The 12803-nt window shown below is 37.8% G+C and carries 13 protein-coding genes and 1 pseudogene; 5 read left to right on the top strand and 9 right to left on the bottom strand.

Annotated elements, in window-relative coordinates:
• Window positions 1-167 precede the first annotated feature (167 nt).
• On the top strand, window positions 168-539 hold the full coding sequence (locus CYJ36_RS10340; protein ID WP_101567200.1) for a ScaI family restriction endonuclease: 372 nt from the start codon (window positions 168-170) through the stop codon (window positions 537-539).
• Between the two features lie 276 nt (window positions 540-815).
• On the opposite strand, the gene CYJ36_RS10335 is transcribed toward CYJ36_RS10340, so the two are convergent.
• Window positions 816-1778, bottom strand: coding sequence for a helix-turn-helix transcriptional regulator (locus tag CYJ36_RS10335; protein ID WP_101567199.1), 963 nt, complete (start codon window positions 1776-1778; stop codon window positions 816-818).
• Window positions 1779-1887: 109 nt separating this feature from the next.
• On the opposite strand from CYJ36_RS10335, the gene CYJ36_RS10330 reads away from it, so the two are divergent.
• The 4 genes and pseudogenes from CYJ36_RS10330 (at window position 1888) to CYJ36_RS10315 (ending at window position 4833) form a co-directional block, all read left to right on the top strand.
• Window positions 1888-2367 (top strand): GyrI-like domain-containing protein, encoded by a 480-nt coding sequence (locus CYJ36_RS10330; RefSeq protein ID WP_101567198.1) that lies wholly within the window; start codon window positions 1888-1890, stop codon window positions 2365-2367.
• Between the two features lie 22 nt (window positions 2368-2389).
• The gene (locus tag CYJ36_RS10325) at window positions 2390-2854 is read left to right on the top strand and encodes a phage tail protein (RefSeq protein ID WP_101567478.1); all 465 of its coding nucleotides are present in this window, start codon (window positions 2390-2392) and stop codon (window positions 2852-2854) included.
• Window positions 2855-3389: 535 nt separating this feature from the next.
• A pseudogene (locus CYJ36_RS10320) lies at window positions 3390-3518 on the top strand (helix-turn-helix domain-containing protein); the annotation flags it as partial.
• Window positions 3519-3588: 70 nt separating this feature from the next.
• Window positions 3589-4833 carry a DUF4153 domain-containing protein gene (locus tag CYJ36_RS10315; protein WP_101567197.1) on the top strand — a complete coding sequence of 415 codons (1245 nt, stop codon included), beginning with the start codon at window positions 3589-3591 and terminating at the stop codon, window positions 4831-4833.
• A gap of 117 nt (window positions 4834-4950) precedes the next feature.
• Here the strand turns inward: CYJ36_RS10315 and rlmH are convergent, their stop codons facing one another.
• The 8 genes from rlmH to yycF all read right to left on the bottom strand — a co-directional run bounded on the left by rlmH (window position 4951) and on the right by yycF (window position 12533).
• The gene (gene rlmH / locus CYJ36_RS10310) at window positions 4951-5430 is read right to left on the bottom strand and encodes a 23S rRNA (pseudouridine(1915)-N(3))-methyltransferase RlmH (RefSeq protein ID WP_101567196.1); all 480 of its coding nucleotides are present in this window, start codon (window positions 5428-5430) and stop codon (window positions 4951-4953) included.
• Window positions 5431-5513: 83 nt separating this feature from the next.
• Entirely contained in the window at window positions 5514-5669 is a 156-nt protein-coding gene (locus CYJ36_RS10305; RefSeq protein WP_101567195.1) for a CxxH/CxxC protein, read from the bottom strand.
• A gap of 55 nt (window positions 5670-5724) precedes the next feature.
• The gene (locus CYJ36_RS10300; RefSeq protein ID WP_101567194.1) at window positions 5725-6939 is read right to left on the bottom strand and encodes a S1C family serine protease; all 1215 of its coding nucleotides are present in this window, start codon (window positions 6937-6939) and stop codon (window positions 5725-5727) included.
• A 106-nt stretch (window positions 6940-7045) separates the two neighbouring features.
• Window positions 7046-7840: an MBL fold metallo-hydrolase gene (locus tag CYJ36_RS10295; RefSeq protein WP_101567193.1), complete on the bottom strand. Its 795-nt coding sequence runs from the start codon at window positions 7838-7840 to the stop codon at window positions 7046-7048.
• Window positions 7841-7846: 6 nt separating this feature from the next.
• Complete coding sequence (locus tag CYJ36_RS10290) at window positions 7847-8650, bottom strand: two-component system regulatory protein YycI (protein ID WP_180850226.1); 804 nt, start codon at window positions 8648-8650, stop codon at window positions 7847-7849.
• Window positions 8637-9983 carry a YycH family regulatory protein gene (locus tag CYJ36_RS10285; RefSeq protein WP_180850224.1) on the bottom strand — a complete coding sequence of 449 codons (1347 nt, stop codon included), beginning with the start codon at window positions 9981-9983 and terminating at the stop codon, window positions 8637-8639. Before CYJ36_RS10285 ends, CYJ36_RS10290 begins: the two co-directional genes overlap by 14 nt.
• Entirely contained in the window at window positions 9973-11820 is a 1848-nt protein-coding gene (gene walK, locus CYJ36_RS10280) for a cell wall metabolism sensor histidine kinase WalK (protein WP_101567190.1), read from the bottom strand. The genes CYJ36_RS10285 and walK overlap by 11 nt, the downstream gene beginning before the upstream one ends.
• 5 nt (window positions 11821-11825) lie before the next feature.
• A complete protein-coding gene (yycF, locus tag CYJ36_RS10275; protein ID WP_101567189.1) occupies window positions 11826-12533 on the bottom strand; it encodes a response regulator YycF in 708 nt (235 codons plus the stop codon).
• Between the last annotated feature and the right edge of the window lie 270 nt (window positions 12534-12803).

Below are 12803 nucleotides of genomic sequence, written 5' to 3'. Positions count from 1 at the left end.
TAAATTATACGTTATATTGTAAGGAATAGTAACAAGATTTGGGAAGCAACGGGACGGTTCCTGTGCTTCCTTATATTATAGGAAGCAGAAGAACCGTCCCTGTGCTTCTTATATTATTACTTAAAGAATACTAAGGAGGCTTTCCGATGATAATAATTGCTAATTAGATTTATCAACAATATTGGCGTAAAGAAATCATTAAAGAGGATAAGGACGTTGTCTATATACCTAATAATGACTACTCTGTTGAAATTAAAACATCTTCTAACCCAAACAATGTATATGGAAATAGAAGTTACGGACAGGAGAACAGTGATAATAACTCTGGTAAATCAAAATCAGGATATTATATAACTGTAAATTTAGAGAAGTTTGACGTTGAAAATCCAAGTAAAAAACCTATGATAAAAAAAATAAGGTTTGGATGGATTGACCATACAGATTGGAAAGCGCAAGTTTCACAAACTGGTCAAGCTGCCCCTATTTCTAAAGAGGCTAGAGACAATAAACTTCTCCTAATATATGAAAAGAAAAAATAAGAAACAATGGGCTTCCCTTTGTTTCTTTTACATTATAGAAAAAATCTCATTTACTTGTGGTACGGTTCACCGTAAGCAATCTAAATGAGGTTTAACCTTTGTTTACCAAAACGAATTTATTAGAAATTCAATAAAGAATAGTACTGATAAATATGCTATTACCCTCTCAAAGTATTTTCAGTATTCATATATATGTATATATCCTGGGTGTGCAAAATATAGGGGAACTGGCAACTGGTCAAACTCAAAATTATTAGAGGTTTTAACTGGCACTGCTTATGGACAGTATAGGAATAATCTCTCTTTCAAACCTTCTAAGACTTCTACTGGCATTTCCCTTACCTTGATATCCCCACCTAGGAAAAGCAGCCAATTTATTATTTCGGTCAATTCTTCTGAATTATTCACATTGATAAAAGTCTTTAGAATGGCTGTAGTTTGGTAAGGATTCGTATAGGATATTGAAACTTTTAAAGGATGGTATTTTTTGAACTGGGCAATCGCCTTTGGACCAAGTTCAAGGACAAGGTTGATTTCTTCTTCCTGCTTACTTATTTTTTCTAAAATCTTTTTCTTACTTAATCTTTTTTTCGTAGGGTATGGTTTGACATTGGTGAGATTGTCGACAGAGAAAATTTGTCTCTTCTCTTCCTTCAAGTCAAAGCCTTCAATCAGCCAAAGGCTTTTTTCACGATAAAGGTGTAAGAGATAAATTGGGTAAGACTTTATTATCTTCACTTCTTCGAGAGTGATCAATAAATAACGATCCAAAAGAAGGATTTGGATAAGTTTTTCTAACATAGGATGGGGGAGGTCTGACAGATCAAGCAGGTCGGGATTATTTGGGTTGGTCCCTTCAAAAAGCAAGATTTGATTTAAAAGAACAAGGTCATCTTGCTGGTTTTCTGAGATGAGACCTAGTAATTTTTCAGCTAAAGACTGACGACTCTTAAGATAAGGGAGTTGTTGATTTCTTGTGGCCATAAAGGCAATAAAGAGAGCTTTAATCTCATTATCGGTAAAGCGGACAGTGGGCAGGACAGAATTGTTCATGACAAAATAGCCCCCATCCCTTCCAACTTCAGCGACAAGCGGCATCCCCATGGCTTCAATTTCTCTGATATCTCTAATAGCCGTCGAACGAGAGATGTTAAATTCTTGCATGATCTCAGAAATTGTAAAGTGGGACCGGTTGTTGATATACCGCATGATGATATTAATCCGTTCAACTTTTTTCATCTGGACCTCCTAAACAGTATCATTTTTTGACACTATTAAAGATTATTATAAACTTATCAAGTGAAAAGACAAATCATTTGATAAATTCTAAAAAAAGGATGGTTTGAATATGACAAATTATACTCTAGAAGAAAAAGAAAGCTTTACCGTTTTAGGTATCGGAACTGAGCTTAAGAGCGACTACACAGACTATGCTGGCATAAACAAGGAAAAGGCAGACTTTTGGTCGGCCGTCAAACAAGATGGAAGGCTCGACATGTTAAAAGCCGTAGCCACAAATGATTACATTTTTGTCGTGAATGAAGCGGTGAATATCAAGATGATGCATTATGCTGGCGTCATGACAGAGGCATCATTACCAGAAGCATCCAGAGTGATTCAATTTCCTAAAGGAGAATACCTGGTTGTAAAAGGGGAAGCACAGACGTCTGAAGAGTTGAGTAATATGCTTACTGGTATTGCCTTTGGTCAAGTCTTGCCAGAAGCAAAGAATTTTGCCTATGTTGGCGGGCCAAATGCATCGGTTGAGATGGGGCAACGAAACGGCTTAGTATTTGGTGAAATGTGGATTCCTGTTGTTAGGAAATAAAGAAATAAAAAGAGGGATGGAAATGTCCTATATCGTTGATTTTAAAAATGTGTCTACGATTGGTTTAGAGTCTTCTCCTGTAGTAGAAGCGCTTGCTGGTTTACGTGCTAATGAAGCCCGTTACTTTATGAACAAATACAAGCATGAATTTACGGTCGTACCAGCTAGCGAAAGCCAGGAGACCCTTGATTATGTGAACCGAATTTTGAAAGAAGAACGAGATATTGAGTTTGCGGCCAAACCTTTAGAAACGTCGCGTTTTCAAGTGGAAAATATCAAATTTGCATACGTCTTTTATGAGGATGGTCTTGGGGTCAACGTCATGTATACGGTTAATGACCCTAAGAAGCGGGCCGTTGGTTTTAAGCTTTCTGAGGGGATGGAGGTACCAAAGGAGTTAGATGGGAAGTTTAAGTTTGCTAGGCAGAAGTCTAAACTAGCTGGAACAATTCGAGGCTCGTTTTTTGTAATTAAAGGAGAATATTAAAGTAAGCAAAAGCACATGTAAGGAATTCAGCCATTTTTTGTATATAGTTTTATTCATTTGGATAAGAGAATCCTAATTGAACAAAAAAATTATGTTCATTGCAAAAGAAAACAACCATTCATGCAACAAATTGTTCATCTAGGCATTCAAATAACAAAACAAAACAGCACTTCTCCATCAAATTAGAGGGTGCTGTTACTTTTTTCACAAAAACCTCATTTACTTATGATACGGTTCACCGTGACACATCTAAATGAGGTTCTTCAATTTATATTTGGCTCTTTTGCGGCTCACTTTTTTTATACACAAAGTTAGCTTTTTTTAGTGATTAACAGTAATTCAATTGAGGCTCATGAGATACACCCTATAGAGCATTTCTTTTTAAAGAGGAATGTTTTTATTTTGGCCTCAATTAATTATTAACAACAAAAATATTATAAAAACTAATAAAAATTTATTGTTTATCAATAAATAAAATGTTAATATCTAATAAACAATTCTTATGAGAGGTGCTTTTCATGAAACCTGAAACACTCTTTCTATATTTAAAAATGGAAAGTCAAAAGCGATTCTATTATCAACTCTAGAGGCGATTTCTAAATCATTAGAATGTCAGCCTGGAGATATTTTAGAATACAAAAGTGACGAAGACAGTCAAAGGTAAGAGAGTTTGATTAATAAACATTGTTGAGGAAAGTAGGACTTAATATGACAATTATTAGGGAGGTATACTCATGGACATTAAAAATTTAATTATTGAAAATATTTCTAATCCCCATGAGCTGGAGAGAATGTTTAGAAATGACCCCAAAGCCTTTAAAAAGTCATTCTCAGACGCATGGGAACAAAATCCTGATTCTCAGGTTCTTGGCATTTGGTATGAAAGATTGCATTTCAAGGAAACGGCACATTCAGAAAAATCTTCCTTGCTTCAAAAAGGTTTCTTATTCATGGGCATTTTAGCCATTCTGGCCGGGATAAGCACCAGAATCATTTTCCATTTTGTCGAACAGGAAGCAATTGCTCCAATTAACCTGGCTTTTGGTATAATTCCCTTTATTGCTGCCTATTTTGTTTACAATAATACTCCGAAAAAAAGTGTTATTTATTCCCTTGCAGCGTTGTTCCTAATTTCCGGGTTTTATCTTAATATGCTACCATTAAATTATAAAGACAGTATTATCCTTGCTTATTTACACCTTCCCATATTCTTATGGGTATTGGTAGGGCTTGCATTTACAGGAAATGAATATTCAAAAGGCAGTACAAGATTAGCCTATATTAAATTTAATTTGGAATTTTGTATTCTCTACGCCAGCATGGCAGTTAGCGGAATGGTGCTAGCGGCATTGACCATGCAGTTATTTAGCTTTGTTGGCTTGGATATAGAAGAATTCTATTTTAGTAATATCGTTTTATTTGGTGCTGCCGCTCTTGCTATTGTGGCTGCATACCTGGTATCAATGAATCTTAAACTTGCTAAGAATATTACACCATATATAGCTAAAATTTTTAGTCCTCTTGTCCTGGTTACATTGTTGGTCTATCTTATAACGGTTATATGGGTCGGAAAAAATCCATTCTTGGACCGCAATTTCCTGATAGCCTTCAACGGAATACTCCTTGGTGTATTGGCCGTTACCATATTTTCTATTACCGAAAGCGACTCAGACGAGAAAAAGAACATTTCAGATTATATAAATTTTTCCTTAATTGCTCTTGCGCTTATCATTGACAGTGTGGCTTTGTCAGCCATCGTGTTCAGACTTTCTTCTTATGGGATTACACCAAATAGACTAGCTGTTTTAGGTGTAAACATACTTATCTGGGGAAATCTTATTTGGATTATGGTCTCATATATGCGTTTTCTACAAAACAAGACCGGACCTTCACCCATTCAAGATGCGGTCACTAAGTATTTGCCAGTTTACGGACTTTGGGCGGCTTTCGTTACATTTACTTTTCCTTTGCTTTTTTAATTAGAAAGGCTATATTAATGTAACGGATGTTGATCTTCCTTATAAACACCAAAAATGAAAAAGTTATACTCATAACTTTTTCATTTTTGGCTTTTTATTTTTCTAAAAAAACCTCATTTACTTATGATACGGTTCACCCCGATTAATCCGAAAAGCCCTGTAAACCTGCTCCACCAAAATCAGACGCATCAGCTGATGAGGAAACGTCATTTTTGAAAAGGACAGCGTATCATTCGCCCGCTTCATTACCTCATTGCTCAACCCCAGTGATCCCCCAATAACAAATGCAACTTTGCTTTTCCCATATGTAGCAAGACGATCCAGATCAGCTGCAAGCTGCTCAGACGATTTCATTTTCCCTTCAATCGCCAGAGCTATTACATGAGTGTCATCCGAAATTTTTGATAATATCCGTTCGCCTTCACGCTGCTTGACTTGCTCCATTTCAGATTCGCTTAAATTTTCAGGTGCTTTTTCGTCTGGAAGCTCAATGATTTCTACCTTTGCATAAGGAGTTAACCGCTTTAAAAATTCATCGATTCCTTGCTTTAGATATTTTTCTTTAAGCTTTCCGATTGTACATATTGTTATATTCACAGCTATCCCCACTTTTAAGAACAGTTTACTAACATTTTTTATCCACAATTGTGCACATCTTATCCACATTTAGTGTGCGAATATTAGTTCCCCACTATATATACAGCAGGGTTTTCACACAATTCACAGGTTGTGGATAACTTGTTGATTTCTCTGATTTTTTCGATTTCTGGTGCAACTTCATGCTCATCTACATACATATCAATGGCAAGTTCAATATGTTCTTCGCAGCACTTCATCGTTTTTCCTCCTTATCCACATGTGGATATATAATAAAAGAAAAAAACAGGAGTATTAACCCTCCTGTTCTTCTCCCAGTTTAAGCTTAACTGATTTCTTTTCTCCCGCCCGGTAAAAAGTAAGACCCACACTTTCGCCAACCTTCTTTTTGTACAACTGCTTTCTTAGGTCAATAATGTCTTTCACTTCTTGACCATCAAATTCAGTTATGACGTCGAGTTCTTTTAGCCCTGCCTGACCTGCTGGAGAAACAGGATTTACACTCATGACAACGACACCTGAAGAAACTTCTTTTGGAAGCTTCAATGTTTGCTCCCAATGATAGCTCGATACTTCATTTAGCGAACGCATGCCGATGCCAAGGAATGGGCGTCTGACTTCGCCGTATTTTTCCAAGTCATCAATAATTGGAGCGGCAAGATTGATAGGAATCGCAAGTCCAATGCCTTCTACTGCCGATTCAGCAATCTTCATTGAGTTAATTCCAATTAATTTCCCGTCAATATTAACAAGTGCTCCTCCGCTGTTTCCAGGGTTAATAGCTGCATCTGTCTGCATGACTTCTGCATTCCAATCAACTTCGCCATCTTGATTGGAATCGACCGGGATGGCTCTTTCTGTACCAGAAATGATGCCTTGCGTGACAGATCCTGAAAATTGCAGTCCTAAGGGATTCCCAATGGCAATAACGGGTTCTCCTGGTTTGACATTGTCTGAATTAGCAAATTCCGCGACTTGCTCAACTGGCTTGCTCTCTGTTCTGAGAACGGCTAAATCCATTAGCTCATCACTTCCGAGAATCTCAGCAGGAATCCTGGTTCCATCACTTAAGCTTAATTCAACTTGAGAAGCTCCGGCTATCACGTGATAGTTAGTGACAACAAAGGCATTGTCGCCTTCTTTTTTGTAAATGACACCTGATCCTGTACCCGCTTCGCCTTTTTCATTCCAAAACCCGGCTTCCTGAATATTTACAACTCCAACAACAGCCTTTGATACTTTGTCTACAGCCTTTGTGACAGCTGTGTTTACGTCAACGGAAATGTTTTTAGCAGGTGCATTTGAAGTCTGATCCTGATCAGTGTCTTCATCATCTTCCCCCATTGAAAAGTCATAAGGCAGGAAGTCCATATTCGCCAAAATAGGCATGGAAAATAGTACGAGAAGCCCTCCTAATATGGCACCAGTCAAACCCGATAAAAACCGTCCGCCCCGATTTCCTTTTTGTTTTCGATTGTACTCCTCATAGTCTTGATCGTAATACCCCATCGATCGTCTCACCTATCCTTTCACACAAACAAACACTGTATGAATAGTGTGTATATCTTAGCAATATTATACTCAAGGATATCCAAAAAAAACGATCTTTAGTACCTTAGACACAAACGAGCGGAGTTGGGTTTTTGGGATCTGTATCGTACAGTTCAAATTGCTCGCCTGACATAAATCCTTTGCTGGCAAGTGTTTGCTGAACAGACATTCTTGCAAGTTCTTTCATATTGTTATCTTTGCTTAAATGCGCAAGGTAAATTCGTTTCGTGTTGTCTCCAATGACATCTGTCATCGCAAGCGCTGCATCTTCATTTGAAACGTGTCCGACATCACTCAGAATACGACGTTTTACACTCCATGGATAATGACCCATTCTCAGCATGTCTACATCATGATTGCTTTCAAATACATAGGCATCCGCATTATTGATGATACCCTTCATCCGATCGCTTACATACCCCGTATCTGTAATAAGCGCAAGTTTTTTTCCCTCATGATGAAAAGCATAAAACATAGGCTCTGCTGCATCATGTGAAACACCAAATGATTCAACATCTATGCCTCCAAATGACTGAACAGTTCCTGTTTGAAAAATAAATTTCTGATCAGGGCTTATTGCCCCAATCAATCCTTCCATAGCCTGCCATGTTTTCTCATTTGCATAGACCGGCAGCTTATGTTTTCTCGCAAGTACTCCTAAACCTTTTATGTGATCACTATGTTCATGCGTTACTAATATCCCGGATAACTGATTGATCTGCTTTCCGATCAGCTGAAATAAAACTTCCATTTGTTTTCCGCTAAGTCCCGCATCAATAAGCAATGAATGCTGATCTGATTGAACATAAATGGCATTCCCCGTACTTCCGCTTGCGAGAACACTGAATTGCAAGCTCATCGTTTCTCACTCCAATTTTTCGTTAGGACGAATAACTTGTCCCTCTAATGCATTCACATAATAATCTTCTTTTTCGTTAACAACGATATGCCAAGTAGGCGCCAAAATCTGCTCTCCCGATAATGGGAAGGGCGAGTAATAGCCAAACTGAACTTCGGTCACTTTGCTGTTTGGCTTTAAATCATTTTTATTGTAGAGCGCTTCTAATGCTTTAAGTGCCGGGAGGATATCCTGTCTTTCTTCTAAATCCTCAATGTTTTCAAGCATCGTTTGCTCATAGCTGACAATTTGGTTTTTATCATTTAAATAAAGGATAAGCATGCCGATTTTTTGGTCAGATAAATCTTGGAAAATCATTTTATCATTGTGCGTTTGAATATAAACAATCGTATTATTCGTTTTATCTGTTTTCCAAAGTACATATTCGTCCCCATATAGGATGTTTTCGCGGATAATCTGATTTAATTTGCTTTTTGTGTTTGTCTCCGGAAGACTAATTGGTTCCTCAAACTCTGCAACTAACCCTTTTGATTTATTGTCAAACTCAAGAATTTCCTGGTCTGATAAAGCTTTTAATTCTTCCTTAGAGAAAACCTTGCTCTCAGCAGCTATATATGCACCTTTTTCTGTTCCTTTTGGGAGTTCACCATAGGTGATTCCTTCAGCTGCCAGCTGCTCTTCTATCATAGGTTTTTGAATAACATCATACCTGCTGTTTGTGATAATAATGTTAAAATATTGAAAGGCCAAAAAAGTATTCAATACGAGAAAAGCAAGTATAAAAATGGATTTTGTCTTACTCCAATCCATCGCTGTTACCTCCAAGCGTTTCATTTCTTGATTCCAATTTTGAGAAATGACCGCTTTCTGTTTCAACATACCAAGAAGGCTTAAGCGTTACAATCCTTGGCTCAGCTGTTGCAGACATTTCATAAGCTGGAAAGACTCGTTTCACATCTTTCAGCTCCAGGTTTTTCTCCTGTTTAAGTAGAGCGATTACCTCTTTTCCATTTGCCATTTTTACTGCATTTTGCCCAATCGGTATGTCCAATTCAAATAATGGACGCAGATACGTGGCAATTTCATTATTGCCCCACCTCATGGATATCTCGGCTGGACCAAATGTATTTGTAATATCTTCAAAGACAGGGAAAAGATTGACCATTAACCGAAATGAGACAAGCTGGCTGTCGGAATCCATGTTATAGAACTGATAATCATCCGTCCAGCCTCCATGATTATTTAAAAATTCAATGCTTTGCTTCATTGCCTTTCCTCGTTCAATAAACATGCTTGGATCAATTGTCGGGTTCACAAAGCGCAATTTTTCCTGACTTGGATAGATGGTTAATAAACTTGTTCCATCTGTATAAATGTTTTGTGTAGGCTTCATTTCTCTTCGCACATAGCTTGGATTGTTGAATAATGCCTGTTTAAAATCCTCACCATCAATTGAGTCAGTAATATATTTCGTTTGGTCCATTTGAATATTGCCTTCAGGAAGCAGCATCGCCTTATCTTCTAAAAGATTCATTGAGACATAAGGATCCAAATTTTCCTTTTTTTCAATAACTGAAGCAACAAAATTCTTAGCATTTACATCGCTTATCGTTGCTTCATAAACAAGACGCTGTTCATATGAAACAAACATAATTTTTTGCTGCTGATTTTCTTTTCCAATTGGCATAACGATCCTGTCAAAGGAAGAGTATATGGTTTTTTGAGATTTATATTGGAAAAGAGATTGAAAGATTTCAAACGGTATTTTATCACTAAAAACAAGCTCTATTTTCTTCGTTTCGCTGTTTCCGTTTATCCAATCATTCAGTTTTGCAGAGCTATATCTGTTTGACACATTCTTTACTTCATTGATATCCCATCGTTTCAGCTCATCCCAAAGCGAATTGATCTCTTTCGCTTGAAACGTTCCATAATGATTTGAATGATCTTGTACGAACATTTGATAGGGCCGGATAACATGATAGGGCTCTTTCTTCTCATTGCTGATTGGTTCGTTTTCTAAGTATTGGCTGCTTTGGACAAAATCGTAGTTAGGTTTGAATGTCCAAAGGTTATACGTAAAAAACACACTGCAGCAGACGAGTATCGCTAAGGTTATTGTTTTTAAATTCTCACGATTCATCCCAATCATCCTCTTGATCCTGGGTAAACGGCAAGGTAAATAGGATTGTTGTTCCTTTTCCCTCAACACTCTTTGCCCATATTTCCCCATCATGCGCACCGATCATCTCTTTTGCAATAGCAAGACCAAGCCCTGTTCCTCCAAGCTTCCTTGTCCGCGCTTTGTCCACCCGATAAAAACGCTCAAATATCTTATGTTCTGTCCCTTTAGGAATTCCCATGCCTTCATCTTTCACACTTATTTGCAATTCGTCATCAAGCACTTCTATTTTGAATGTAATCAGACCACCCTCAGGTGAATATTTAAGAGCATTTGAAATGATATTATCAAGGACTTGCGTAATCTTATCAGGATCAATATCCACATAAAGTTTTTCCTCTGGAAGCATTCGGAGAAACGTAACATGCTGTTCCTTTGTCATCTCAAATCGATCAATAATCTGATTGAAGAAATTTGTGAAATTAATCCACTGTTTATTGATACGGTAATCTTTGCTGTCGAGTTTTGAAAGCTGCAGCAAATCATTGACAAGACGAATCATTCGTTCCGTTTCATTTTGAGTCACATTTAAGAACTGAGGAGCTATTTCCTTATCTTCCCATGCACCTTCAGCAAGAGCTTCGAGGTAACTTCGCATCGTTGTTAAAGGAGTTCTAAGTTCATGTGACACGTTGGCAACAAACTCACGTCGTTCCTGATCAATTTTTTCTTGTTCAGTGATGTCATATATCACAGCGATTAAGCCATTATTTCGATCGTGTTCTTTTTGAATAACAGAAAAGTTCACTCGGAGAATGTATGGTTTTTCAAGCGTACTCGCATCTAAAATGAGGGAATCCTGCTGCTCAATTAAACTATCAAACGTATATTCATCATCAATGCCTAAAAGCTTTGTAATAGGCACTTCATAGACCGTTTCACGTGAAACATTAAGCATTTCCATCGCTGGATTATTAATTAAAATGACTTCCCCTGAACGATTTGTTGCAATTACGCCATCGGTCATATGAGCAATAACAGAAGCAAGCTTCTTTCGTTCTCCTTCAGTTGTTGCCTGAGCCTCTTCTAGCTTATCTGTCAAATTATTAAAGGTAATGGCAAGCTGGCCAATTTCATCCTCACCATAGACTTTAACTTTTCTGGAAAAGTTTCCTTTCGATAGCTCAATTGCCTGCTTTCTCATATCAGACATAGGCCTTGTAATAGTACGCGCCAGAAAAACACCAAGTACGGCGGTAATGGCCAAGGATAGCCCTGTTCCAGTCGCTAAAATCCCGTTGATTACGCGCATTTGAGAAAATACTTCTTCCATGGAAGCAACCAGATATAAGGCACCAATCGTATCTTGGTCAATATTTTTTATTGGTGTTGAAGAAACCCACACACGTCGGCTCGTATCACGGTCAATTAATACTTTTTCATCAGGTTTTTCAAAGACAAGCGTTCGTTTTACAAGAACTTCTGTTGTCCGCTTTCCGATAATATCACTATTATTTGGATCTGATGTTGCAATGACACGGCTATTTTTATCAATGACCCGTATTTCCTGAATTTCATCCTTCGCAAAATCTTTTAATATGGCTGTAATGTCCTCTTCCAAAGTAGGAACAGCAACTGCCGAATCATCCCCTGTGCGCTCTTTGGTCATTTCCTGTTCGATGCTGTAATTTATGAAATTGATCCTTTGAGTAATTGAGGTATTGAAATTTTCCAGCAGAGATCGTTCAAGCTGTTTCACAAAGTACACTCCAATGATCTGCATCGCAATCATGATAAGGAGCACATAGACCATAACAAACTTGAAATGGATGGATCTAAAGAAACCAACTTTGTTCATGAAACCTACTCCTGTTCAGGGTTTCGCAAGTAATACCCGACACCTCTTCGCGTAACGATCCACGTCGGATGGCTTGGATTATCCTCAATTTTTTCCCTTAAGCGGCGAACAGTAACATCTACTGTACGAACGTCACCGAAATAATCATAGCCCCAAACGGTTTGAAGAAGATGCTCCCGTGTCATAACTTGTCCAATATGTTTTGCTAAATAGTGAAGCAGTTCAAATTCACGATGAGTCAATTCAATGGTTTCCCCGCGTTTGGACACAACATATGCATCAGGATGGATGGTCAATGAACCGATCTCAATTTCATTTTTATCTGATTGCTGATCTGTTGCAGGAATTGCCTGCAATCTTCTTAAGTTTGCTTTCACACGTGCAAGCAGCTCTCTTGTACTGAATGGCTTAGTGACATAGTCATCTGCACCAAGCTCAAGTCCAAGCACCTTGTCTATTTCAGAATCCTTTGCCGTCAGCATGATAATGGGTATTTCATATTTCTTCCGCACTTCACGGCAAACTTCCATTCCGTCTTTATTTGGGAGCATAATATCTAAAAGAATCAAATCAGGCTGAATTTCTTCAACCATTTCAAGTGCTTCATTTCCATCATAGGCACAAAATACTTCATAGCCCTCTTTTTTTAAGTTAAATTGCAGAATGTCTGCAATCGGCTTTTCATCATCCACAACTAGGATTTTCTTTTCCATGACCATTCGCCCCTTTTACGTAAGGTGTATCTTCCGTATTCTTAATTTACCACGTCTACTTAACAGAATCATCTTTTCAAGTCATTCTTTTCGAGTAATTTATAGAAATCTTCTCATTAGGTATTTCCTAATGTATGCCCAGCAAAACAGATAGAGATTAAACTTGGAGATTTCAGATTATTGCATGAACCCGATTTCCTCCTATCTTATTCCCTTCCTCATAGACCGCTTAACTGACAAAAACCCGGCAGCTGCCGAGCTTAAAAGAAG

The organism is Bacillus sp. UMB0893 (assembly GCF_002858905.1).
In the GTDB taxonomy this organism is placed as follows: domain Bacteria; phylum Bacillota; class Bacilli; order Bacillales; family Bacillaceae; genus Bacillus_P.
This window is presented reverse-complemented; position numbering and strand designations above follow the sequence as displayed.

Excerpts from the sequence above, each read along its gene's own strand:
- CYJ36_RS10285 (WP_180850224.1), bottom strand. The coding sequence starts at position 9,983 with ATGAATCGTGAGAATTTAAAAACAATAACCTTAGCGATACTCGTCTGC.
- CYJ36_RS10315 (WP_101567197.1), top strand. The coding sequence starts at position 3,589 with ATGGACATTAAAAATTTAATTATTGAAAATATTTCTAATCCCCATGAG.
- walK (WP_101567190.1), bottom strand. The coding sequence starts at position 11,820 with ATGAACAAAGTTGGTTTCTTTAGATCCATCCATTTCAAGTTTGTTATG.
- CYJ36_RS10300 (WP_101567194.1), bottom strand. The coding sequence starts at position 6,939 with ATGGGGTATTACGATCAAGACTATGAGGAGTACAATCGAAAACAAAAA.
- CYJ36_RS10305 (WP_101567195.1), bottom strand. The coding sequence starts at position 5,669 with ATGAAGTGCTGCGAAGAACATATTGAACTTGCCATTGATATGTATGTA.
- CYJ36_RS10295 (WP_101567193.1), bottom strand. The coding sequence starts at position 7,840 with ATGAGCTTGCAATTCAGTGTTCTCGCAAGCGGAAGTACGGGGAATGCC.
- CYJ36_RS10290 (WP_180850226.1), bottom strand. The coding sequence starts at position 8,650 with ATGGATTGGAGTAAGACAAAATCCATTTTTATACTTGCTTTTCTCGTA.
- CYJ36_RS10325 (WP_101567478.1), top strand. The coding sequence starts at position 2,390 with ATGTCCTATATCGTTGATTTTAAAAATGTGTCTACGATTGGTTTAGAG.
- CYJ36_RS10330 (WP_101567198.1), top strand. The coding sequence starts at position 1,888 with ATGACAAATTATACTCTAGAAGAAAAAGAAAGCTTTACCGTTTTAGGT.
- CYJ36_RS10335 (WP_101567199.1), bottom strand. The coding sequence starts at position 1,778 with ATGAAAAAAGTTGAACGGATTAATATCATCATGCGGTATATCAACAAC.
- yycF (WP_101567189.1), bottom strand. The coding sequence starts at position 12,533 with ATGGAAAAGAAAATCCTAGTTGTGGATGATGAAAAGCCGATTGCAGAC.